The organism is Streptomyces sp. NPDC085946, assembly GCF_044540485.1.
Classification (GTDB): Bacteria; Actinomycetota; Actinomycetes; order Streptomycetales; family Streptomycetaceae; genus Streptomyces.
In genome coordinates this window covers 45393-68445 of record NZ_JBITSF010000009.1, presented here as the reverse complement: position 1 = coordinate 68445, position 23053 = coordinate 45393, and the positions used below count along the sequence as shown (strand labels likewise).

Below are 23053 nucleotides of genomic sequence, written 5' to 3'. Positions count from 1 at the left end.
AGGCCCCAGTGGACCGCGCACGCAGACGGATACGGATCTGGTCGTCCGCCGTCACCGCTGCCCTAGCCCTCTCCCTCGCCACCGCGCACCAGGCGTCGGCCGCGGACGTCAACAACGCCCGGAACGCCGGGTTCGAGTCCGGTCTGGCGAACTGGACCTGTTCCGCCGGGAGCGGCACGACCGTCTCCTCGCCCGTGCACGGCGGCTCCGCCGCGCTGAAGGCCACCCCGTCCGGGCAGGACAACGCCCGGTGCAGCCAGACCGTCGCGGTCAAGCCCAACGCGACGTACACGCTGAGCGCGTGGGTGCAGGGCGGCTACGCCTACCTCGGGGTGTCCGGCACCGGCACCACGGACGTGTCGGCCTGGACCCCGGACTCGGCGAGCTGGAAGCAGCTGACGACCAGCTTCACCACCGGCGCCTCGACGACCTCCGTGACGGTGTACACGCACGGCTGGTACGGCCAGGCGGCCTACTACGCCGACGACCTGTCGGTGTACGGCCCCGACGGGGGCGGCGGCACCGACCCGGCCCCGACGGTCCCGGCCGCCCCGGGCGGGCTGCGGGTCTCCGGCACGACGTCCTCGTCGGTGTCGCTGGCGTGGAACGCGGTGTCCGGCGCGACCGGCTACACCGTCTACCGCGACGGCACCAAGGTGACGGCGGTGTCGGGCACCTCCGCGACCGTGACGGGCCTCGCGGCCGCGACCTCGTACTCCTTCCAGGTCACGGCGGGCAACGCGGCCGGCGAATCGGCCAGGTCGGCGGCGGTCACCGGCCGGACCGCGGCCTCGGACGGCGGCGGCGGCACCGGCCTGCCCAAGCACGTGGTGACCGGCTACTGGCAGAACTTCAACAACGGGGCGACGGTCCAGAAGCTGTCCGACGTGCCGTCCCAGTACGACATCATCGCGGTGGCCTTCGCCGACGCGACCCCGACGCCGGGCGCGGTCACCTTCACCCTGGACTCGGCGGGCCTCGGCGGCTACACCGTCGACCAGTTCAAGGCCGACATCAGGGCCAAGCAGGCGGCCGGCAAGAAGGTCATCATCTCGGTCGGCGGCGAGCTCGGCGCGGTCCGGGTCAACGACGCCGCCTCGGCGGCGAACTTCGCCGACAGCGTGTACTCCCTGATGCGGACGTACGGCTTCGACGGCGTCGACATCGACCTGGAGAACGGCCTGGACGCCACCTACATGACGCAGGCGCTGCGGGCGCTGTCCGCGAAGGCCGGCCCGTCGATGATCCTCACCATGGCGCCGCAGACCATCGACATGCAGTCGACGTCGAACTCCTACTTCAGGACCGCGCTGAACGTGAAGGACATCCTCACCGTCGTCAACATGCAGTACTACAACAGCGGTTCCATGCTGGGCTGCGACGGCAAGGTCTACAGCCAGGGCTCGGTGGACTTCCTGACCGCCCTGGCCTGCATCCAGCTGGAGGGCGGCCTCGCCCCGTCCCAGGTCGGCCTCGGCCTGCCCGCCTCCACCCGCGGCGCCGGCAGCGGCTACGTCTCCCCGTCCGTGGTGAACAACGCCCTGGACTGCCTGACGAAGGGCACGGGCTGCGGCACCTTCAAGCCGTCCCGCACCTACCCCGACCTGCGGGGCGCCATGACCTGGTCGACCAACTGGGACGCCACGGCCGGCAACGCCTGGTCCAACGCGGTGGGCCCGCACGTGCACACGCTGCCGTAGCGGGGCGGTGGCTGTCCGCCTCCTGTGAAACATTCCCCCGGGCCCACCGCATCAATGAGGTGAGGGCGGCGGGACGGACACGGGGGGAACGCATGGGGCAGGGCCGCGAGAGCGGGTACGAGGAGTTCGCGGCCGCGCGGGCCGGTCATCTGTACCGGTCCGCGTGCCTGCTCACCGCCGGTGACACGCACCTGGCGCAGGACCTCGTCCAGGAGACCCTGGGGCGGCTGTACGTCCGCTGGGCACGGCTCTCCCGGGTCGGCAACCCCGCCGCGTACGCGCAGACCGTGCTCACCCGGACGTTCCTCGCCCATCGGCGGCGGCGCAGCAGCACCGAACGGTCGACGGACGTGTTCCCCGACCTGCCCGGCACCGCCGACGGGGACGTGCCGCTGCGGCTCACCCTGCTCCAGGCGCTGGGCCGGCTGCCGGCCAAGGACCGGGCCGTGCTCGTGCTGCGGTACTGGGAGGACCGCTCCGTCGAGGAGACCGCCGACGCGCTGGACACCAGCTCGGCGGCGGTGCGCACCCGGTGCTCGCGGGCCCTGGCCCGGCTGCGGGAACTGCTCGGCGAGGACCTCGCCGAGTACGCCGGGTCCTGACGGCGCCCTCCCCGCGCCCCTCCCCCGCCCTCCTGCCCGTTCACTTCGGACCTCGCGAAACGGTGGTGTGCCATGCCCGTCGACCAGCACAGTGATCCCTTCGAGGAGCGGTTCGCCACCGCCTTGCGGGAGGCGGGGGACGGCTTCGACGCCGACCGCGCCGCCCTGGCGGCGGCGGGCCGGACCCGGGGCCGGCGGATCCGGCTGCGGCGCCGGGCGGCCGTCCTGTCCGGCGCGGCCGGCATCGCGCTGGTCGGGGTGGGCGGCACGCTGCTCACGCCGGGCGGCGGCGACCGCTCCCCGGCGGACGACCGGAGGTCGGTGGCCGCGGGGTCCGGGGCCGCGCCGGCCGTGTCCCGCTCGCCCGGGGCCGTCCCGGGCGACGCGCTCCTCGCCACGCTCAAGAAGCTGCTGCCGGACGGCGAGTTCAGCCAGGAGCGGGCCGGCGGCACCGACGACGGGCCCCCGCCGTACGCCCGTCTCGTGTACGACGACGGGAAGGGCCCCGCCCTGATCTCCGTCAGCCTCGACCGGGTCGAGCCGGGCGGCATGCAGGCCCGGGTGGCCACCGAATGCCCGGACCGGGCCGTCGCCTCGCACGACAGCTGCACCACGAGGACCCTGCCCGACGGGTCCTCGCTGATGCTGCTCAAGGGGTACGAGTACCCGGACCGCCGGGCGGACACCAAGTGGTGGCACGCCGCACTGGTCACCCCCGAGGGGCACCAGGTCGGGGTGAGCGAGTGGAACGCCCCGGCGGAGAAGGACGCGCCCGTCAGCCGTCCCGAGCCGCCGCTGCCGGCGGACCGGCTCCGGGAGATCGCGACGGCACCCCAGTGGCGGGCCGCCGTCGACGCCCTGCCCGCGGACCTCCGGCAGCCCCGGCGGCCGGCGTCCTCGGGCACGTCGCCGAGCGCGCCCCCGGCGGCCGACGGCCGGGCGGTCGGCGACACCCTCGCCGCGCTGCTCCCCGACGGGCTCGACGTCGTCTCGCGGGGCGGCCAGGACACCGAGTACGCCTGGGTCGTCGTCGACGACGGCGAGGGCGCGAGCCTCGTCCAGATCAACGTGCAGCCCGACATGCGGGACGTCGCCGGCCAGCTGTACGGCGACGCCGAGACCCTGCCCGACGGCACGCTGGTCACCGTCCGGCAGGGCCCCGGCGAGAAGGGCGGCGAGAACGTGGTGATGTGGACCGTCGACACCATGCGGACCGACGGGAGACGGGTCGTGGTCAGCGCGTTCAACACGGGCGCGCAGCACGAGGACGCGACCCGCGCCGCGCCCGCCCTCACCCTGGAGCAGCTCCGGGAGATCGCCCTCAGCCCGAAGTGGCTCGCCCCGGCGTGACCGTCAGAAGAACTCCCCCCACGGCTGGTCCAGGATCTGCTTGACGCACAGCACCAGGAAGAGCAGTCCCGCGAGGGCGAGCATGGTGTTGCTCACCGGGCCGTTGCGCCACTCGCGGGGCGTGCGCGAGGAGTTCAGGAGCCACAGCAGGGTGCCGGCGAGGAAGGGCAGGAAGGCCGCGCCCAGCACGCCGTAGAGGATGATCAGGCGGAAGGGCTGGCCCTCGAAGAGCAGGATCATCGGGGGGAAGGTCAGCCAGAGCAGGTAGGCGCGGAACGGCCGGGAGCGCTCGCGCTCGCCCGAGGCGACCTCCTCGGCCCTGGCCTCCCCCCGGCCCCACTGCCGGGCCACGAAGTCGGCGAACATCAGGCTCACCCCGTGCCAGACGCCGATGAGCGAGGTGAAGGACGTGGCGAAGAAGCCGATCAGGAAGAACTTCGCCGTGGCCGTGCCGTACTCGCGCTCCAGGATGTCGCTCAGCTGGACCAGGCCCTTGTCGCCGCTCGCGAGGGCGACGTTCGCCGAGTGGAGCAGTTCCGCGCCGACGAAGAGCATCGCCACGACGAAGACGCCCGTGGTGGCGTAGGCGACGCGGTTGTCCAGGCGCATGACCTTCATCCAGCCCGTGTCCGTCCAGCCCTTGGCGTTGACCCAGTAGCCGTACGCGGCGAGCGTGATGGTGCCGCCGACGCCGCCGATCAGGCCGAGGGTGTTGAGGACCGAGTCCTCCTCGTCGGGCAGGACGGGCAGCAGGCCCGCGAGGGCGTCCGGGAGGTTCGGGGTGACGCGGACCGCGAGGTAGACCGTCACCACGAACATGACGCCCACCAAGGCGGTCATGACCTTCTCGAAGACCGCGTACTTGTTGAACCACACGAAGACCAGGCCGACCAGGCCGCAGGCGATGCCCCACCACTTGAGGTCCATCACCTGCGGGAACAGCGCCTGGAGCGGCAGCGCGCTCGACGACATCGCCGCGGCGCCGTAGACGAAGCCCCAGACCACGGCGTAGACGGCGAAGAAGTACGTGGTCCAGCGGCCCATGCTGGCCCAGCCGTCGAACAGGGTACGGCCGGTGGACAGGTGCCAGCGGCCCGCCGCCTCGGCGAGGGAGATCTTGATCAGGCAGCCGACGACCGCCGCCCACAGGAGGGTGTAGCCGAAGTTGCTGCCCGCGATGAGCGTGGCGACCAGGTCGCCGGCGCCCACGCCGGTCGCGGCGACGACGATGCCCGGCCCGATGTGGCGCCAACCGGCCTTGCGGGGCCGGTGGTCGTGCGGTGTCTCGGTGCCCTTGGTGTTTCCCGTGGTGTCCGCCATGCAGGTCAAGAAACCCGAAAGGGGCCGGGCCGACAAGAGGGCGTGGGCCGTCCGGGAACGGACCCCGTCGGCCGGCCGCCCCGGGACCCGGTCCGGCGGAGCGTCACGGCCGCCGCCGGCCGCAGCCGTCCGACCCGCACGTGCCGAGCTCGAACCAGACGGTCTTGCCCGGCCCGTCCCGGTGGCAGCCCCAGCGCTCGGCGAGCGAGTGCACCAGGAACATCCCGCGGCCGTTCTCCCCGGTGCCGGCCTCGCACACCCTAGGGACGCGGCGGTCCGCGTCGGCGACCTCGCAGCGCAGCACGCCGTGCGCGGCGAACAGGGTGAGCCGGAAGCGGCTCGCGGCGTGCAGCACGGCGTTGGTGACCAGTTCGCCGACGAGGAGTTCGGCGACGTCGGCCACCTCGCCGCGCTCCGCCAGCCCCCACCCCTCCAACTGCCGGCGGACCTCCGCGCGGGCCTCGCGGACCGCGCAGGGGCGGGGGTCGTACACGACGCTCAGGTGGCCCGCGCCCAGCGGCGGCTGGGGGAACGGACCGTACCGGGCCTCGGGGTCCGGGAAATGTCCCCCGGAGAGTTGCAGCATGCCCCCAGGGTGGCCCGCGGGGACGGGCGCGGCAGGGGGAGGACTACCCGTATCCGTACCTGTCTCCGCGTACGGACGGGGATGGGCGCGGCTAGGCGTACTGGAGGCGGACCGTGGTGCCCTCGCCGTCCTCGCGGAGGTCGACGTACGCGCAGACCTGCCGGGCGTACCACAGTCCCTGGCCGGGTGCCGGCCGGGTGCCGGGCGGGGGGACGAAACCGGCGAGGGGGTCGCCGACGCGGCGGGCCGAGCGCAGTTCGCAGACGCAGGCGGGCGGTTCGCCCCACAGCAGGGCGGTGCCGGTGAGCGGGCCGAGCGCCGCGGCGGTCTCGGCGACGGCCGTCGCGAACAGCTCCGCCTCCGCCTCCGGCAGCCCCCGGGCGACGGCCCAGGCGTGCACGGCGTCCGCGTGCGGCGCGGCGAGCGGCCGCGCGCCGGGCGGGGGCGGCGCGAGCGGCACGGCGTCGAGTTCGGCCGCGAGGCGCGCCGGGTCGGTGTAGACGTCGGTGTCCGGGTGGGCGCGGCGGGCCGCGGCGACGACGGCGTCCCCGGCGGTGCGGGTGTCGTAGGCGCACAGGGCCGTCGTCGCCATCGGCGCGAACAGCAGGTTGGCCAGGGCCTCGTAGCGGATCCATTCGGCGGTCTCGCGCACCGAGCGGCCGGCGCGGCCGTTCCAGACGGGTTCCATCAGCAGGTGCATGCGGCCGCCGGGGCCGGCGTGCCCGGCGAGGTAGCCGGCGGCCTGCGCGACGGCGTTGGCGGCGGAGCCGGTGTACCAGTCGGTGTGCGGGATGCAGGTGACGTCCTCGGCGTCGTCGCCGAGCGCGTCGCGCAGCAGGTCCAGGCGGGCGGGGGCGGCGATGGCCACGGGCGGGGGCGCGCCCTCGGCCGCGCGTCCTTCGGCGAGGAACGGCAGGGCGGCGGCCAGGAACTCGTCGTCGCTGCCGAAGACGGCCATGCGGTGGTCGAACGGACTGCGGACGGAGCTGGATCGGGTGGTCACGGGGGTTCCCCTCGGTCGACGTGGTGGGCGCGGGGCGGGTGGGTCAGCGCTGTGCCGACATCCAGGCGGCGATCTGGCTGCGGTTGCTGAAGCCGAGCTTGCTGAGGATGCGTTCCACATGGCCTTCGGCGGTGCGGCGGGCGATCACGAGGCGGTCGGCGATCTGCTGGTTGGCCAGCCCCTCGGCGACGAGCCGGGCGACCTCGGTCTCGCGCCGGGTGAGGCGGACCCCGCTCCCGGCGGTGCCGGGGCCGCTCGCGGCGGGGGGCGGCTCGGGGCGCGCGCGGCCGGGCTCCTCCAGCGCGTAGCCGACCGTCCGGGCGAGGTCGAGGGCGTCGCCCTGCCGGTACGCCCGCTCGAAGCCGTCGTGCCCGAGGGCCCCGCGCACCCGCTCCTCGCTGTCCCGGCGGGCCGAGTTCAGGGTGTGCGCGCCCCAGCGGCCGGCGTCGATGTCGGCCCAGACGCGGTCGGCGCCGCCCAGCAGCACGGCCGCGCGCTCGTGGCCGCCGCGCTGCGCGGCGACCGCCGCCAGCAGGTCCAGGGTGAGGGCGATGCCGGTGACGTCGTGCAGCGCGGCCTTCACGCGCAGCGCCTCGCGGGCGTACCGCTCGGCGCGCGGCCAGTCCGCGCGCACGCTGTGGGCGAGCGCCAGCATCCGCAGGACGTACGAGCGCACCCACTGCTCGTCGTGCTCCTCGCACAGCCGCAGCGCCTCCTCGCACACCGCGACGGCCCGCTCCGTCTGCCCCAGGAAGCTCAGCGCGCAGGCGAGTTCGACCCGGTCGAGGCCGACGATGCTCAGGTGCTGGCCGGGCAGGCGGCCGCGGGCCACGCTCGCCTCGAAGTGCTCCAGCGCGCCGGGCAGGTCGTCGCCGAACAGCCGGATGACCCCGACGGCGTACGCGGCGTGGGCGCTCTCGGCCGCGTCCCCGAGGCGGCGGGCCAGGGCGCGGGCCTCCTCGGCGCGGCGGCGGCCCCGGGCGAGGTCCTGCGTGACGGCCTTGAGCAGCCCGGAGACCCACAGGCCGCGGGCCCGCTCGGGGGTCGGCGCGGGATTGGCGTCCAGGGCCCGGTCCAGCCAGTACAGGCCCTCGCGGGGTGCTCCGCAGGCGTGCCAGTAGAACCACAGGGTGCCCGCGAGCCGCAGCCCGGTGAGCGCCTCGCCGGGGGTGGTGAGGCTGTGGTCCAGGGCGGCCCGCAGGTTGTCCTGGTCGGCCCGCAGCCGGGCGACGGTCTCGGGCTGGCCGGGCCCGAACCAGGCGCGTTCGCAGGCCGTGGCCCGGCGCAGCATCCAGTCGCGCTGGCGCCGCCGGGCGGCGGCCTCCTCCCCGGGGAGGCGGCGCAGCCGGTCGAGTCCGTAGTGCCGCAGCGTGTCGAGCAGCCGGAAGCGCACCCCGTCGGGGCCCGCCTCCCGGGACAGCACGGACTTGTCGACGAGACCGGCGACGGCTTCGAGGACGTCGTGCGGGTGGATGCGGGGGGCGCCGCCCAGGGGGGCGGGGGCGTCCGGGCCGGCGGGGCGGTCCGGGGCACCGGCCGTGTCCGGGGCGCCGCGCGTGCCGTCCGCGGTGCCGTCGTGGGTGCGGGCCGCGGTGCCGTGGTCCGTGCCGTCCGGGGGTGTGCCGCCGGGGCCGGCCCCGGCCGGCCCGTCGTCGCCCGCGACGCACACCGCCTCCGCCGCCTCCAGGTCGAAGCCGCCGGCCAGCACGGACAGCCGTGCCCATACCAGCCGTTCCTGCGGTGTGCACAGGTCGTGGCTCCAGTCGACGGCGGCGCGCAGGGTCTGGTGGCGGGGCAGGACCGCGGGGCTGCCGGAGGTCAGCAGGCGGTAGCGGTCGTCGAGGCGGTCCAGGAGCTGCTCGACGCCGAGGACGCGCATGCGGACGGCGGCGAGTTCGATGGCGAGCGGCAGGCCGTCGAGGCGCCGGCACAGGCGGGCGACGGCGGCCCGGTTGGCGGGGGTGAGCCGGAAGCCGGGGACGACGGCGGCGGCGCGGTCGGCGAACAGGGTGAGCGCGGGGTACCCCTCGGCGGCGGAGAGGTCGCCGTCCGGGTCGGGCACCGGCAACGGCCGTACCTCCATGAGGTGTTCCTCGGTGAGGCCGAGGCGGTGCCGGCTGGTGGCGAGGACGCGCACGCCGGTCGTGCCGTGCAGCAGGGCCGCCGCCAGCCGCGCGCAGGCGTCCAGCAGGTGTTCGCAGTTGTCGACGACGAGCAGCAGCCTGCGGTCGCGTACGTGCTCCACCAGCACGTCCAGCGGCGGCTGGGTCGAGTGGTCGTGCAGGCCGAGCGCGTCGGCGGCGGCGAGCGGGACGAGGGCCGGGTCGCGCAGGCCGGAGAGGTGCACGAAGCGCACCCCGTCCGGGAAGGCGCGCGCCACCCGGGCCGCGATGTGCGCGGCGAGCCGGGTCTTGCCGACACCGCCCGGACCGGTGAGCGTCACCAGGCGGGCGCGGGCCAGCAGTTCGCGTGCCTCGGTCAGTTCGCCACGCCGGTCGACGAAGCTGGTCGTCTCGACCGGCAGGTGATGGTCCCGTCGTGGCGCTGATCCGCCCATGATCAGCCAGTCCTCTGGGGGTGTGTGGACCCGGAAAACCCGGCTCCCCTTGCGCGGACCCTTACTCTTCCCCGGGTTGTGCATATGCGCACGCGGGAGTCACACCCACGGGTGGACTTCCTCCGGGTCCGCACCGCCGGTCCCGTCCCCGCGTACACTGCGCGGCCGTTTTGCGACGGTCGGGGACTCCCGTTTCGCCCCGCGCTATTGACCTGCTCATGCCATGGCAGAACGATGAGCGCCACACCCGCACCAGCACGTCGCACGGAACAACCCCACCTCCCACAAGGAGCTTTCATGCGACTTCGCATCCGGGGCACGGGCGCCCGCGGCGGCAGACGCACCGCCGCCCTGGCAGCCCTGCTCGCCCTCGCCCTCGCCGCCCCCCTCTCCGGGACGGCGGCCGACGCCACCGCCGACAGCGCCCGCGAGGCCGCCCCGTCGGCCGACGACGTCCGCCAGTACGAGATCCACCTGCACTCGACCGCCGAGGACCGCACGGCACTGCAGCGGGCCGGCGTGACCGTGGACGAGGTGCACGGTCACGGCGTCGTCGTCTCCGGCCGCGCCGACCAGGCCAGGACGCTGCGCCGACTCGGCTACGACGTCACGCCGTTGGGCGCGGTGCCCGACCGGTCGGGCCCGGCGGACGACGTACGGCTCTACGACTTCCCGTCGGCCGACTCCCGCTACCACAACTACGCCGAGATGAACACGGAGATCAATCAGCGTCTCCAGGCGTACCCGTCCCTCATGAGCAAGCGCGTGATCGGCAAGTCCTACCAGGGCCGGGACATCATCGCCGTCAAGATCAGCGACAACGTGGCGGCCGACGAGAACGAGCCCGAGGTGCTGTTCACCCACCACCAGCACGCCCGCGAGCACCTGACGGTGGAGATGGCGCTGTACCTGATCCGCGAGCTCGGCGCCGGGTACGGCAGCGACTCCCGGATCACGAACCTGGTGAACAACCGCGAGATCTGGATCGTCCCGGACATCAACCCGGACGGCGGCGAGTACGACATCGCCTCCGGTTCGTACCGCTCGTGGCGCAAGAACCGCCAGCCCAACTCCGGCTCCTCGTACGTCGGTACGGACCTGAACCGGAACTGGAACTACCGGTGGGGCTGCTGCGGCGGCTCCTCGGGCTCGACGTCGTCGGAGACCTACCGGGGCTCCGCCCCCGAGTCCGCGCCCGAGGTCAAGGTGGTCGCCGACTTCGTGCGCAGCCGGGTCGTCGGCGGGGTGCAGCAGATCAAGGCCGGCATCGACTTCCACACCTACAGCGAGCTGGTGCTGTGGCCGTTCGGGTACACCTCCGCGGACACGACGACCGGGATGACCGCGGACGACAACGCCGCGTTCAAGGCGGTCGGGCAGAAGATGGCCGCGAGCAACGGCTACACGCCCGAGCAGTCCAGCGACCTGTACATCACGGACGGGTCGATCGACGACTACCTGTGGGGCACGCACCGGATCTTCGGGTACACCTTCGAGATGTACCCGGCCTCCAGCGCCGGCGGCGGCTTCTACCCGCCCGACGAGGTCATCGAGCGGGAGACGTCGCGCAACCGGGACGCGGTGCTGCAACTCCTGGAGAACGCCGACTGCATGTACCGGTCCATCGGCAAGGAGGCCCAGTACTGCCGCTAGTCACTCGTCGTCGGACCGCTCCTCGTCCGACCGTTCCTCGCCGGACCGCTCGCCGCCGGACTGCTCGCCGTCCTCGAAGTAGGCGTCCAGGACGGCGTCGAGCCGGGCGTCCCACTCCGCGAAGCGGCTCCTGGACGGCGCCTCGATCTCGATCGGGTACCAGCGCCGGTCGGGCGTGTGGACGGTGACCGTGTACCGCTTGCCGAAGCGGGCGGTCTCCGTCTCCACGGCGCCGATCTCGTCCCAGCGGAACTCGCACTCCTGGTCGTCCAGGGCGAGCCGTACGCCGCGGTGGTCGGCGACGATCCGCGCGCGGCGGTCGGACGCCTCGAAGACGGGGCCGTCGGGGGCGGTCTCCTCCTCGGAGGGGGCCGCTTCGGCCGTTCCGGAGGCGGGTGCCGGTGCCTCCTCGGCCCCGGCGTCGTCCCCGGCGTCGTCCGCCACGGCGTCCGCGGGCCGCTCGGCACCCGGCCGGGCGTCCTCGGCACCGGCCTTCGCGGACACGGGGGAGGTGAGCCCGGGGACGAAGGCCGGGTCGAATCCGGCGCCCTCGACGAGGGGCTTCAGGGGCTCGCCCGGAAGGGGCTGGCTGCTCGAACCTATGCGCTGCTCCACAGCGGAGCAGTATGGTCCACGAAGCTGTGCCGGACACAGCCAGCCCCCGCATCGTTACACGAAGATGCTCAACGCGGCGGCCACCGCGAAGCCCGCCACCGACAGCACCGACTCCAGCACGGTCCAGGTCCTGAGCGTGTCCCGCTCGCTGATGCCGAAGTACTTGGCGACCATCCAGAAGCCGCCGTCGTTGACGTGCGAGGCGAAGATGGAGCCCGCCGAGATGGCCATGATGACCAGGGCGGTGAACGCCTGGGAGTGGCCACCCCCGGCGAGCAGCGGGGCGACGATGCCCGCCGTCGTGACGATGGCGACGGTCGCCGAGCCCTGGGCGACCCGCAGCACCAGGGAGATCAGGTAGGAGAGGGCGATCACCGGCAGGCCGACGCCGTCGAAGGTGTCCGACAGGGCCTGGGCGACACCGCTCGCCTTGAGGACCGCGCCGAAGACGCCGCCCGCGCCGACGACGAGCAGGATGTTGCCGACCGGCTTGAGCGAGGAGGTGGAGACCGTCTCCAGGGACCTGCGGGACCAGCCGCGCCGGATGCCGAGCAGGTAGTAGGCGAGGAACAGGGCGATCGTCAGGGCCACGAAGGGGTGGCCGAAGAACTCGACGACCGAGCGGAGGGTGGACGGGTCCAGGGCGACGGAGGAGAAGGTGGCGGCGAGGATGAGGACCAGCGGGGTGCCGATGATGCCGAGGACCGTGCCGAGGCCCACCGGCTCCTCGCGCGGCTCCGCCCCGTCCCCCGGGCCCCCGCCCCCGCCCGGGCGGGGGGCGCCCCCACCGCGCTGTTCCTCGGCGACCGCCTGCCGCGCCTCCTCGGCCGCCTCCACCATGTCCTGCGGCACGGCGACGAAGATGCGCCGGCCGATCCAGGCCGCGTACGCCCAGGCCGCCGCCACGGCGGGCAGGCCGCAGACGACGCCCATGAGGATGACCCAGCCGAGGTCGACCCCGAGCAGGCCGGCGGCGGCGACCGGGCCGGGGTGCGGGGGCAGGAAGGCGTGGGTGACCGACAGGCCCGCGAGCAGCGGCAGGCAGTACAGCAGGATCGACTTGCCGGAGCGCTTGGCGGCGGCGTACACGATCGGCGCGAGGACGAAGATGCCGACGTCGAAGAAGACCGGGACGCCGAAGATCAGGCCGGTCAGGCCCATGGCGAGCGGGGCGCGCCGCTCGCCGAACAGGCCCAGCAGCCGGGTCGCCAGCACCTGGGCGCCGCCGCTGACCTCGAGGATCGCGCCGAGCATGGTGCCCAGGCCGATGATGATCGCGACGTGGCCGAGGATGCCGCCCATGCCGGACTCGATGGTCGACACGGCGTCCGAGCGCTGGACCGTGCCGAAGAGCTCGGTGACCGACAGGCCGGCGGCGAGGCCGACGGCTATGGAGACCGCGAGCAGCGCGACGAACGGCTGGAGCCGCACCTTGATGATCAGCAGGAGGAGGAGCGCGATGCCGAGGGCGGCGACGGTCAGCAGGCCGGCCGTGCCGTCGATCAGCAGGAGCAGGCCGCCGGTGTGCGGTGGGGCCTCGGGGGCGGAGGCGGCGAGCGGAAGGGGCATGAGGGGGCCTCTTACGTAAGTGCATACGGCTTTCGGGCAGGGGGGAGCGCGGCGCGGCGCACGAGCGGCGCCGCGCCCTACGGCGTGCGGGAGGTGAGGGGGTGCCGGCCGGCGGTCAGCCGAGCACGGCGAGCGCGTCGATCTCGACGAGGAGCCCGGCGGGGAGGCCGACGTAGACCGTCGTGCGCGCGGCGGGCGGCCCGGTGAGGCCCTGCTCCTCGAAGTACGCGTCGTAGATCTCGTTCATCTCGGCGAAGTGGTCCACGTCGGTGAGGTAGACGCGGATCATCATCACGTCGTCCCAGCCGGCGCCGCCCTCTTCGAGGATCGCCTTGACGTTGGCGAGGGTCTGGAGGGTCTGCTCGCGCAGGGTGGGGCCGGCGGGCGTGGGCGGCTTGCCCTCCTCGGCGGGCAGGAACCCGACCTGACCGGCGACCTGGAGGATGTTGCCCTTCCGCACGCCGTGGGAGAACGTGGCCGGCGGGGTGGTGTGGGTCGTGGGGGTGAGCGCGGTCTTCTCGGTCATGCGGTGTCCTTGTCGGGGTGGGGCACGGGGGTCCTGCCGGAGTACTCGCCGCTGATGGCGTCCGCGGTGCGGCGCACCAGCGGCAGGAGGGTGAGGAGTTCGTCGGCGGTGACGACGACGTTCGGCGCGGAGACCGACATCGCGGCGACCACCCGGCCGTCGGCGCCGCGGATGGGGGCGGCGACGCAGTTGATGGACTCCTCGTGGCCGCCGAGGTCGGTGGCCCAGCCCTGTTCGCGCACCTTGGCCAGTTCCTTGAGGAACGCCTCGGCGTTCGGTGTCGAACGGGGCGTGTACATGGGGTAGTCGAGCTTCTCCGCGAGGGCGCGGCGCTCGGGCTCGGGCAGGTCGGCCAGGAGCAGCTTGGCGACGGCGGCCACCGTGAGGGCGACGGGCTTGCCGATCCGCGAGTACATCCGCACCGGGTAGCGGCTCTCCACCTTGTCGATGTAGAGCACCTCGTTCTCCTCGTGCACGGCGAGGTGCACGGTGTGGCCGCAGCGCTCGTTGAGGCGGGCGAGGTGGGGGTGGGCGATCTCGCGGACGTCGAGGTTCTCCATCGCCTCCTGGGCGAGGGCGAAGAGGCGGGCGCCGAGCCGGTAGCGCTGGTCGGACTGGCGGTAGACCAGCCCGTGCTCGTGCAGGGTGCGCAGCAGCCGCAGCGCGGTGGACTTGTGCACGCCGAGGCGGTCGGCGACCCGCCCGAGGTCGGCGGGGCCCTCGGCGAGCAGCGGCAGGATGCTCAGCGCGCGGTCGACGGTCTGGCTCATGGCGTACGTACCTCCTCCTCGGCCCCCTCCACGGCGTCGGTCCACCCGGGGCCGAGTCGAAGTCTCCCCCACGCGGCGTCGTCGAGGGCGGCGAGCCGGTCGGCGTGGGCGCGGGCGGGGGGCGCGGCGAGGTCGCCCGGGGCGGTGAGCGCGGCGGCGGCCATGAGATGCCCGTGCCGCAGCCGCTCGCGCACGGGCAGCCCGCGCAGGGTGCCGGAGAGGAACCCGGCGGCGAAGGCGTCCCCGGCCCCGACCGGGGCGACGACGTCGACGTCGAGGGCGGGGACGAAGGTGACGGAATCGGGGGGCGTGGGGCGGTGGGTGCCGTCCGGGGGTGCCGCGTCGCCGGGCGCGGCGCCCCGCGCCGGCGCGGGCGGGCGGAGCGGCTCGCCGGGGGTGCGGACGAACGCCGTCGCGCCCCGCGCGCCCTCCTTCACCACCAGGACGGACGGTTCCGGCAGGGCCGCGCGGACGGCCCGCGGGCCGCCGGTGACGCCCCAGGCCGCCTCGGCCTCGTCGGTGCCGACGAAGACCAGGTCGCAGGCGCGGGCCAGGTCGAGCAGGACGCGGCCGGCCCGGGCCGGGTCGGGCCAGAGGCCGGCGCGGTGGTTGACGTCGAAGGAGACCGGCGGGCGGCCGGGGCGGGGTGCCGTCAGGTCCCGCAGCAGGCCGAGGCAGTCCTCGGACAGGGCCGCGGTGATGCCCGACAGGTGCAGGATCCGGCCCGCGCGCACCGCGTCCAGGTCGACCGTGCCGGTGCTCATCGCGGACGCCGCCGACCCGGCCCGGTAGTACGCGACCTCGTGCGCGTCCGTCCCCCGGTCCCCGGCGGTGCGGAAGTAGACGCCGGTCGGCCGGGCCGGGTCGCGCCGCACGGAGGCGGTGTCGACGCCGTACGCCCCGACGGTCTCCACCAGGTGGTCGCCGAACCCGTCGGCGCCCACCCGGCTCACCCAGCGCACGGCGTGCCCGGCGGCGGCCAGTGTGCAGACCACGTTGGACTCCGCGCCGCCGATGGCCCGCGCGAAGGAGGGGACGTCGGCGAGGCGGCCCGGCCGGGAGGGCAGGAAGGCGACCATGGACTCGCCGAGCGCGACGACGTCCACGACGTCGGGGGCGTTGCAGGGTCCGCCGGCGGTCACGATCCTCGTAGCTCCTTCACGGCCGGGCGGGATGCGGCTCCGTTGACCCCGCGTGGCCGAGATGTTAGACAGCGTTGAGCGATATACGCAACGGATGTTGCAGATAGTGCAACAGACCTGATCAGGAGGCTCCATGGCCCTCGACCCCGGCACCGAAGCGCTGGCCCGCCTCGCCGAGGAACGCGTCGACCACCGCTTCAAGGGCCTCCCGCCGGACGCCGACGGCCTGACCGTCGGCGACCTGGCCGCCCAGCGCCGCAACCTCTTCACGGGCGGCTTCACCACGCCCGTGCTCGCGCTGTCCGCCGAGCGCCTGGCGCACAACCTGACGCTCATGGAGACGTACGCGAAACGCCACGGCCTCGCCTTCGCCCCGCACGGCAAGACCTCCATGGCCCCGCAGCTGTTCGCCCGCCAGATCGAGCACGGCGCCTGGGGCGTCACACTGGCGGTGCCGCACCAGGTGCGGGTGGCGCGGGCGTTCGGCGTCCGGCGCGTCTTCCTCGCCAACGAGCTCGTCGACCCGGCGGCCCTGCGCTGGATCGCCGCCGAGCTCGACGCCGACCCGGAGTTCCGGTTCGTCTGCTACGTCGACTCGGTGCGCGGGGTGGAGCTGATGGACGCGGCGCTGCGCGGCGCCGGCCGCCCCCTGGACGTGGTGGTCGAACTCGCCGCCGGGGAGGGCGCCCGCACCGGGGTGCGGACGGAGGCGGAGTGCTCGGCCGTCGCCGAGGCGGTGGTGGGCACCCGCACCCTGCGCCTGGTGGGCGTCGCGGGCTACGAGGGCGAGGTGCCGCGGGCCGACCCGGAGCGGGTGCGGGCGTGGCTGGGCCGGCTGGTCGCGCTGGCCGCGGACCTGGACGCGGCGGGGCACCTGTCCGCCGCGGACGAGATCGTCGTCAGCGCGGGCGGCAGCGCCTGGTTCGACGCGGTGGCCGACGTGTTCGCCGGCCTCCCCGGCCTCTCCCGCCCCGTCCTGAAGCTGCTGCGCTCCGGCGCGTACGTCTCGCACGACGACGGCCACTACCGCAGGCTGACCCCCTTCAACCGGGTGCCGGAGGAGGGCGCCCTGGAGCCGGCGTTCCGCCTGTGGACGCAGGTGGTGTCGCGGCCCTCCGCCGAGCAGGCCTTCCTGAACGCGGGCAAGCGGGACGCGGCCCACGACCTCGACCTGCCCTGCGCCCAGGTCGTCCGCCGGGACGGCGCGGAGCGCCCGGCCGCCGGGATCGAGGTGACCGCCCTGTCCGACCAGCACGCCTGGCTGCGCACCGGGCCCGGGGCGGACCTGGCGGTCGGCGACTGGGTGGGCCTCGGCCTCTCCCACCCGTGCACGTCCTTCGACAAGTGGCAGCTCATCCCGCTCGCCGAGGCGGACGGCACGGTCGTCGACTACATCCGCACGTTCTTCTAGAAGCGCTGGAGGCTCTCCCGTGGAAGACCTCGTCATCCGGGACGCGGACGTCGTGGACGGCTCCGGCGCCCCCTCGTACCGCGCCGACGTCGTCGTGGACGGCGGCCGGATCGTCTCGATCGTCAAGGAGGCAGCGGCGGCGGGCTGCCAGCGCCCGCGCGCCACGCGCGAGCTGGACGCGGAGGGCCTCGTCCTCTCCCCCGGCTTCATCGACATGCACGCCCACAGCGACCTGGCGCTGCTGCGCGACCCCGACCACAGCGCCAAGGCCGCGCAGGGCGTCACCCTGGAGGTCCTCGGCCAGGACGGCCTGTCGTACGCCCCGGTCGACGACCGCACGCTGGCCGGGGTGCGCCGGGCGATCGCCGGGTGGAACGGGTACGGCGACGACGTCGACTTCGACTGGCGCTCGGTCGGCGAGTACCTGGACCGCCTGGACCGGGGCGTCGCCGTGAACGCGGCCTACCTCGTCCCCCAGGGCACGGTCCGCGCGCTCGCCGTGGGCTGGGAGGACCGGGAGGCGACCGGGGCGGAACTGGACCGGATGCGGCGGCTGGTCGCCGAGGGCCTGGAGCAGGGCGCCGTCGGCCTGTCGTCCGGGCTGACGTACACGCCCGGCATGTACGCCCCGGACGCCGAACTCACCGAACTGTGCCGGGTGGTGGCCCGGTACGGCGGCTACTACTGCCCCCACCACCGCTCCTACGGGGCCGGGGCCCTGCGGGCGTACGAGGAGATGGTCCGGCTGGCCCGTGCGGCGGGCTGCGCCCTGCACCTGGCCCACGCGACCATGAACTTCGGCGTGAACAGGGGCCGGGCGCCCGAGCTGCTGGCCCTGCTGGACGAGGCGCTGGCCAGCGGGGCCGACATCAGCCTGGACACCTACCCCTACACGCCCGGCTGCACCACGCTCGTGGCGCTGCTGCCGAGCTGGGCGAGCGAGGGCGGGCCGGAGGAGATCCTGCGGCGGCTGGCCGACGAGGGGACCGCCGAGCGGATCCGCCGGCACCTGGAGGTCACCGGGTCGGACGGCTGCCACGGCGTGCCCGTCGAGTGGGACACCGTCGAGATCTCGGGCGTCGGCGACCCGGCGCTCGCGGCGTACGTGGGCCGCACCGTCCGGGAGTCGGCGGACCTGCGCGGCGAGAGTCCCTGGACGACCGCCCGCCGGCTGCTGCTGGCGGACCGGCTGGCGCCGACGATCCTCCAGCACGTCGGCCACGAGGAGAACGTCCGCGCCATCATGCGCCACCGGGTCCACACCGGCGGCTCGGACGGCATCCTCCAGGGCGCCAAGCCCCACCCGCGCGCCTACGGCACCTTCCCGCACTACCTCGGCCACTACGTGCGGGAGCTGGGCGTGCTGTCGCTGGAGGAGTGCGTCGCGCACCTGACCTCCCGCCCGGCGGCCCGGCTGCGGCTGCCGGACCGCGGGCTGGTGCGCGAGGGGTACAAGGCGGACCTGGTGCTCTTCGACCCGGCGACGGTGGCCGCGGGCTCCACCTTCGCCGAGCCGCGCGTCCTGCCGACGGGCATCCCCCACGTCCTGGTCGACGGGCGGTTCGTGATCGAGGACGGGCGGCGGACGGACGTCCTGGCGGGCCGGTCGGTGCGCCGCACGCCCGTGGGCACCGGATGACCGTCCGCCGCCGCCCCGCCCCGGCCCGGCCCGGCCCGGCCTACGGCTTGGGCAGGGTGCACCCGGCCGCGCTCAGCTCCAGCTTGCTGTCGGCGCCGAAGCAGGCCGCCAACGGGTAGGTCTGCTGGGCGTAGTTGATGCCCTGACGGACCGTCACAGTGCCGTTCGGGTCGATCTCGCAGGGGTTGTTCACCGTGCAGCGCCCGCCGTCCTCGTTGCCGGTGTTGTTCACGGCGACGACCCGGCCGGTGGCGGTGTCGACGACGGGCGAGCCGGAGGTGCCGCCGACGGTGTCGCAGGCGGAGGTGTAGCGGACCGAGTCCTTCCAGGTCCAGTCGCCCTCCTGCAGGCGGTGCACGAACCCGTCGACGGAGCAGGTGTAGATCCGCTTCCAGTAGCCGGAGACGACGCTGACGGAGGTGCCGGCGGCCGGGCGGGTGTCCTGGAGGGTGAGGGCGCCGATGCCGTAGGCGCTCCTGATCTGCCCGTAGGTGCGGGTGAGCCGGTACACGGCCGCGTCCGTGTCGGTCATCGTCGCGTACGCGAGCCTGCTCGCGCGCAGGGTCGCCACCCGGGTGCCGGCGGAGTCGAGCAGGCCGAAGGAGCGGGTGGAGGCCCGGTCGACGAGGACCTCGCCGGGCGCGGGGAACCCGGACTCCAGGCAGTGGCCGTTGGTGAGCACGAGCGCCGGGTCGTCGTCCTCGGCGTCGGGCATGCGCACGACGGAGCCGGAGCAGTTGCTGAGGGAGACGGTGCCGGCGAAGTCCGCCGCCCGGGCCGAGGGGGTGGTGACCCGGGCCAGGCCGGCCGTGGCGGAGGTGACCGCGTCGTGGACGACCGAGGTGACCGTGTCCAGGTCCACGCCGGTGCCCGTGTCCGCGGCGGCGGGCCCGGCCGCGGCCGCGGGGGCCGCGCCCGCCCCGGACACCACCAGGGCGAGCAGTGCGGCGGCGAGAGGTTTTCTCATGTGGGGGTCCCCTCCGAGGACGAGGGCGGCCGGGAACTCCCGGCCGCCCGCTCACTTGTCATGTGCATTGTGATCGGAGGGGCAGGGGGGCACAAGGAGTCCTCACCGGCCGCGACGTGGCCGGTGCAATACGCCTACGCCCCCTTCACCGGGGGCCCTTGGTTCCTTTACCGGGGCCCTTTGGTGCCGCCCTGGCCGTGCCCGGGCCTGCCGTTGCCGTTCCCCGGAGCGGACGCGGTCGAGGTCGGGGCCGGAGCGGGCGCGGAGGTCGCCGTCGGACCGGCGGTGGGGGTCGCCGCGGAGGAGGGGCCCTCGGCGGCCCCCGTGGAGGAGCCCGCCGTCGCCCCCGGGCCGGCGGAGGAACCGGCGGGGGAACCGCCCCCGGAGACCGGCGAGCCCGGCGACGCCGTCCCGGCCGCCTCCCCGCCGCCCCCCGGCGGCCGGCCGGCCGCGGAACCCGGGGACGAGGCCGGCTCCGGGCCGGCGGAGGACACCGGGTCCCCGGCCGTCGGGCCCGTGCGGTCCCCCGTGCCCTGCCCGCCGGACGGCGACTCCGAGAACGCGAACCCGGCGATCAGCGCGGCGGCCGACACGGCGCCCAGCGCCCCCGCGGCGACCGCCACCCGGCGCGACCGCCAGGCGGCGGGCTTGCGCCGGGAGCCGCGCCCGGAGGCACGGCGGCGGTGGTCCGGACCGGGACCGCCGTCGTCGTCGGGGTCGCCGTCGGACGCGCCGGGACCGGGCCCGTAAGCACCGGGCGGGCCGTCCGCCGCCACGGGCAGTTCGGCCGTCTCGTCGAAGGCGTTCTGCCAGCCGTGGGCGGCCGCCGGGTCCGCGTACTCCTCGTACGCCGGGGGCGGGACGGCCTGCGGGTGGTACACGTTCGGCGGCACCCCGTGCACGCCGCCCGCCGGGTGCGCATCCCGGAGGTCGTACGCGCCGGGCACACCGTTCGCGGCGTGCGCGCCGTACGCCCCGTCGTCGTACTGAGCTGGCCTGGACATGGCGGCGCATTGTAGAGACGGGAGGGGTCGATGGGACAGCCCTCGGCGATATCCACCCAAACCGCCGCGTCCCACGTGGTGGAGAACACGACCCGCGGAGCGTTACCGGGCCGTAAGCTGCCAGGCATGCAGGTGATCCAGTCGACCAAGCTCGCCAACGTCTGTTACGAGATCCGGGGACCGGTGCTCGAGGAGGCGATGCGGCTGGAAGCTGCCGGTCACCGCATCCTCAAGCTGAACACCGGCAACCCGGCGGCGTTCGGCTTCGAGTGTCCGCCCGAGATCCTGGAGGACATCCTCCGCAACGTCTCCTCGGCCCACGGCTACGGCGACGCCAAGGGCCTGCTGGCCGCGCGCCGGGCGGTCGTGATGCACAACCAGACCATCGGCATCGAGACCGACGTCGAGCACGTCTTCATCGGCAACGGCGTCTCCGAGCTGATCGTGATGGCGATGCAGGGCCTGCTGGACGACGGCGACGAGGTCCTCGTACCGGCCCCCGACTACCCGCTGTGGACGGCGGCCGTCTCCCTGTCCGGCGGCACGGCGGTGCACTACCGCTGCGACGAGCAGTCGGACTGGATGCCGGACCTGGCCGACGTGGAACGCAAGATCACCGACCGCACCAAGGCGCTGGTGATCATCAACCCGAACAACCCGACGGGCGCGGTCTACGACAAGGCCGTGCTCAAGGGCCTGACGGACCTCGCCCGCCGCCACAACCTGCTGGTCTGCTCGGACGAGATCTACGACAAGATCCTCTACGACGGCGCCACGCACACCCCGACCGCGGCGGTCGCCCCCGACCTGCTCACGCTGACCTTCAACGGCATGTCGAAGGCCTACCGGGTGGCCGGCTACCGGGTCGGCTGGATGTCGATCTCCGGCCCCCGCGCCCACGCCGACTCCTACATCGAGGGCCTGACGATCCTGGCGAACATGCGCCTGTGCGCGAACATGCCGGGCCAGCACGGCGTGGTGGCGGCGCTCAGCGGCCGGCAGACGATCAACGACCTGGTGCTGCCGGGCGGCCGGCTGCGCGAGCAGCGGGACACGGCCTACGAACTGCTGACCCAGATCCCCGGGGTGAGCTGCGTGAAGCCGAGGGGGGCGCTGTACCTCTTCCCGCGCCTGGACCCCAAGGTCTTCAAGATCAGGGACGACCGGCGGATGGTGCTGGACCTGCTGCGCCGCGAGAAGATCATGGTCGTCCAGGGCACCGGGTTCAACTGGCCGGAGCCGGACCACTTCCGGGTGGTGACCCTGCCGAGCGTGGCCGACCTGCGGGACGCGGTGGGCCGGATCGGCCGCTTCCTGGACGGCTACGGCCAGCCCTGAGCACGGATCGCCACCGCCCGCGCACAAGGCGTCCGATCTTGTGAACGGCTCAACTTTAGACGGAATCCAATGTAGGATGGCTTCCTGTAAGCACTCAGGAGGCCGTCCATGTACGAACCGATCCGCAGCAAGTCGGTCCACAGCACGGTGGCCGGCAAGCCCTCCGACTTCCCTCACCGTTCGCGTGAGGAAGAGCTGGACATCCAGCTCGCGGGCCACCTCGCCGCGCTGCTCGCGGTCACCGACGAGCTGCGGGCGCTGCAGCCGTCGGCCGACCTGGAGGCCGCGGCCGAACGGCTGGCCGAACAGGTGGCACGGCTGCGGGGCGGCCGGGCGCCGGCCCGCGCGGCGGGCCACACCCGGCGCGAGCCGGACGCCCCGGCGCTGCACCGACGGGCGCACACCCTGGCGGGCCGCGCACTGGTCGTCGCCGCCTCCCGCGCCGACACGGCGGCCGCGATCCTGGCCGCCGAACGCATGGACGCGCACACGGCGGCCCTGGAGCCGCGCGCCCTCGCGTCCCACTGAGCCCTCGCCGGGCTCCCTCGGACGGCCCCGGTCCGCGTGCACCCGCAGCGACGCGCGGACCGGGCGCCACACGATCCACCACGCGGCCGCCCCTCCGGGGACGGCCCCGCGCATGCCCGCGGTCGCACGCCGCCAGGACCGGCCGGAACGCCCACAGCGCTGACGACGTGCCGGAAGATCACGCGGTCTCCGCCTCCGCCTCGGCCCGCACCGGAGCGCTCGTCTCCGGATCGGCGGTGAAGCCGCACGTCAGACCCTCGTCCGGAGCCCAGGCACTGAACGGGAAGGTGCGCAGCGGACGGACGCCGGCCCGGACGGAGGCCGCCGACACGACCGTGACGTGTGCCAGACGGGACACGATCCGCGCCGGTACACCGCGGCGCTCAACGAGTACCTCGAGGCCGTCGCCGCTCTGACCACGGGTGCGCACAGCACAGCCGGTGCCGCGACGCAGGGCAAGCCGCATGCCTCGAAGTACTCCTGGCTGCTGAAGGCCGAGGAGTTCTGGCTGCTCGACAATCGGAAGTCCCTGAAGGCGGACGGCCTCGACTACACGGCCATGACATCGACCCTGTCGGATGTCCTGGTCATGCCCTCCTCCGACGGATCGGTGGCCGTCCGGGCCACCGTGAATGAGCAGCGGACGCTCGCCGACAGCCCCGAGGAACCGGAGACCAACGAAACGACGCTCCTCTATACCTTCTCCGGACAGGACACGCCCGTACTGCGCAGCAAGCTCAGCGCGCAGCAGTAAGAACAGCGTCTGTCCAAGG

Annotated in this window: 21 protein-coding genes; 9 read left to right on the top strand and 12 right to left on the bottom strand. The window is 74.2% G+C overall.

Annotated elements, in window-relative coordinates:
• Positions 1-8 precede the first annotated feature (8 nt).
• The 3 genes from ACIF8T_RS19405 (at position 9) to ACIF8T_RS19395 (ending at position 3652) form a co-directional block, all read left to right on the top strand.
• Positions 9-1700, top strand: a complete 1692-nt coding sequence (locus ACIF8T_RS19405; RefSeq protein WP_400036556.1) for a chitinase — start codon at positions 9-11, stop codon at positions 1698-1700.
• A 92-nt stretch (positions 1701-1792) separates the two neighbouring features.
• Positions 1793-2302: a SigE family RNA polymerase sigma factor gene (locus ACIF8T_RS19400; RefSeq protein WP_400036554.1), complete on the top strand. Its 510-nt coding sequence runs from the start codon at positions 1793-1795 to the stop codon at positions 2300-2302.
• Between the two features lie 72 nt (positions 2303-2374).
• Positions 2375-3652 (top strand): hypothetical protein, encoded by a 1278-nt coding sequence (locus ACIF8T_RS19395; RefSeq protein WP_400036552.1) that lies wholly within the window; start codon positions 2375-2377, stop codon positions 3650-3652.
• Between the two features lie 3 nt (positions 3653-3655).
• Here the strand turns inward: ACIF8T_RS19395 and ACIF8T_RS19390 are convergent, their stop codons facing one another.
• The 4 genes from ACIF8T_RS19390 to ACIF8T_RS19375 all read right to left on the bottom strand — a co-directional run bounded on the left by ACIF8T_RS19390 (position 3656) and on the right by ACIF8T_RS19375 (position 9118).
• A complete protein-coding gene (locus tag ACIF8T_RS19390; RefSeq protein ID WP_400036551.1) occupies positions 3656-4972 on the bottom strand; it encodes an Nramp family divalent metal transporter in 1317 nt (438 codons plus the stop codon).
• A gap of 103 nt (positions 4973-5075) precedes the next feature.
• A complete protein-coding gene (locus ACIF8T_RS19385; RefSeq protein WP_400036550.1) occupies positions 5076-5558 on the bottom strand; it encodes an ATP-binding protein in 483 nt (160 codons plus the stop codon).
• Positions 5559-5649: 91 nt separating this feature from the next.
• On the bottom strand, positions 5650-6561 hold the full coding sequence (locus ACIF8T_RS19380; protein WP_400036548.1) for an anti-sigma factor RsbA family regulatory protein: 912 nt from the start codon (positions 6559-6561) through the stop codon (positions 5650-5652).
• A 43-nt stretch (positions 6562-6604) separates the two neighbouring features.
• Entirely contained in the window at positions 6605-9118 is a 2514-nt protein-coding gene (locus ACIF8T_RS19375) for an ATP-binding protein (protein ID WP_400036546.1), read from the bottom strand.
• A gap of 297 nt (positions 9119-9415) precedes the next feature.
• Between ACIF8T_RS19375 and ACIF8T_RS19370 the strand changes: the two genes are divergently transcribed.
• Positions 9416-10771 carry a M14 family metallopeptidase gene (locus ACIF8T_RS19370; protein WP_400036544.1) on the top strand — a complete coding sequence of 452 codons (1356 nt, stop codon included), beginning with the start codon at positions 9416-9418 and terminating at the stop codon, positions 10769-10771.
• Here ACIF8T_RS19370 and ACIF8T_RS19365 read toward each other — a convergent pair whose 3' ends face one another.
• From ACIF8T_RS19365 to ACIF8T_RS19345, 5 genes are all read right to left on the bottom strand, one after another.
• Complete coding sequence (locus tag ACIF8T_RS19365; RefSeq protein ID WP_400036542.1) at positions 10772-11386, bottom strand: hypothetical protein; 615 nt, start codon at positions 11384-11386, stop codon at positions 10772-10774.
• Positions 11387-11440: 54 nt separating this feature from the next.
• The gene (locus ACIF8T_RS19360; RefSeq protein WP_400036540.1) at positions 11441-12955 is read right to left on the bottom strand and encodes a GntP family permease; all 1515 of its coding nucleotides are present in this window, start codon (positions 12953-12955) and stop codon (positions 11441-11443) included.
• Positions 12956-13070: 115 nt separating this feature from the next.
• Positions 13071-13481 carry a RidA family protein gene (locus ACIF8T_RS19355; RefSeq protein ID WP_400036538.1) on the bottom strand — a complete coding sequence of 137 codons (411 nt, stop codon included), beginning with the start codon at positions 13479-13481 and terminating at the stop codon, positions 13071-13073.
• A complete protein-coding gene (locus ACIF8T_RS19350) occupies positions 13478-14251 on the bottom strand; it encodes an IclR family transcriptional regulator (protein WP_400036536.1) in 774 nt (257 codons plus the stop codon). The genes ACIF8T_RS19355 and ACIF8T_RS19350 overlap by 4 nt, the downstream gene beginning before the upstream one ends.
• The gene (locus ACIF8T_RS19345) at positions 14248-15393 is read right to left on the bottom strand and encodes a sugar kinase (protein ID WP_400036534.1); all 1146 of its coding nucleotides are present in this window, start codon (positions 15391-15393) and stop codon (positions 14248-14250) included. The genes ACIF8T_RS19350 and ACIF8T_RS19345 overlap by 4 nt, the downstream gene beginning before the upstream one ends.
• Before the next feature lie 133 nt (positions 15394-15526).
• Between ACIF8T_RS19345 and ACIF8T_RS19340 the strand changes: the two genes are divergently transcribed.
• Both ACIF8T_RS19340 and ACIF8T_RS19335 read left to right on the top strand, forming a co-directional pair.
• A complete protein-coding gene (locus ACIF8T_RS19340) occupies positions 15527-16804 on the top strand; it encodes an amino acid deaminase (RefSeq protein ID WP_400036532.1) in 1278 nt (425 codons plus the stop codon).
• Between the two features lie 19 nt (positions 16805-16823).
• Positions 16824-18443 carry an amidohydrolase family protein gene (locus ACIF8T_RS19335; protein WP_400036530.1) on the top strand — a complete coding sequence of 540 codons (1620 nt, stop codon included), beginning with the start codon at positions 16824-16826 and terminating at the stop codon, positions 18441-18443.
• Positions 18444-18483: 40 nt separating this feature from the next.
• On the opposite strand, the gene ACIF8T_RS19330 is transcribed toward ACIF8T_RS19335, so the two are convergent.
• Both ACIF8T_RS19330 and ACIF8T_RS19325 read right to left on the bottom strand, forming a co-directional pair.
• Positions 18484-19410, bottom strand: a complete 927-nt coding sequence (locus ACIF8T_RS19330) for a trypsin-like serine peptidase (protein ID WP_400036528.1) — start codon at positions 19408-19410, stop codon at positions 18484-18486.
• 167 nt (positions 19411-19577) lie between these two features.
• Entirely contained in the window at positions 19578-20414 is an 837-nt protein-coding gene (locus tag ACIF8T_RS19325) for a hypothetical protein (RefSeq protein WP_400036526.1), read from the bottom strand.
• A gap of 126 nt (positions 20415-20540) precedes the next feature.
• Here ACIF8T_RS19325 and ACIF8T_RS19320 point away from each other — a divergent pair, with 126 nt between their 5' ends.
• Together ACIF8T_RS19320 and ACIF8T_RS19315 are read left to right on the top strand one after the other, a co-directional pair.
• Complete coding sequence (locus ACIF8T_RS19320; RefSeq protein ID WP_400036524.1) at positions 20541-21752, top strand: pyridoxal phosphate-dependent aminotransferase; 1212 nt, start codon at positions 20541-20543, stop codon at positions 21750-21752.
• Positions 21753-21860: 108 nt separating this feature from the next.
• Positions 21861-22280 carry a hypothetical protein gene (locus ACIF8T_RS19315; RefSeq protein ID WP_400036522.1) on the top strand — a complete coding sequence of 140 codons (420 nt, stop codon included), beginning with the start codon at positions 21861-21863 and terminating at the stop codon, positions 22278-22280.
• Positions 22281-22458: 178 nt separating this feature from the next.
• Here the strand turns inward: ACIF8T_RS19315 and ACIF8T_RS19310 are convergent, their stop codons facing one another.
• The gene (locus tag ACIF8T_RS19310; RefSeq protein WP_400036520.1) at positions 22459-22638 is read right to left on the bottom strand and encodes a hypothetical protein; all 180 of its coding nucleotides are present in this window, start codon (positions 22636-22638) and stop codon (positions 22459-22461) included.
• On the opposite strand from ACIF8T_RS19310, the gene ACIF8T_RS19305 reads away from it, so the two are divergent.
• Entirely contained in the window at positions 22621-23034 is a 414-nt protein-coding gene (locus tag ACIF8T_RS19305; protein ID WP_400036518.1) for a hypothetical protein, read from the top strand. The two genes, ACIF8T_RS19310 and ACIF8T_RS19305, sit on opposite strands and share 18 nt — an antisense overlap.
• Positions 23035-23053 lie beyond the last annotated feature (19 nt).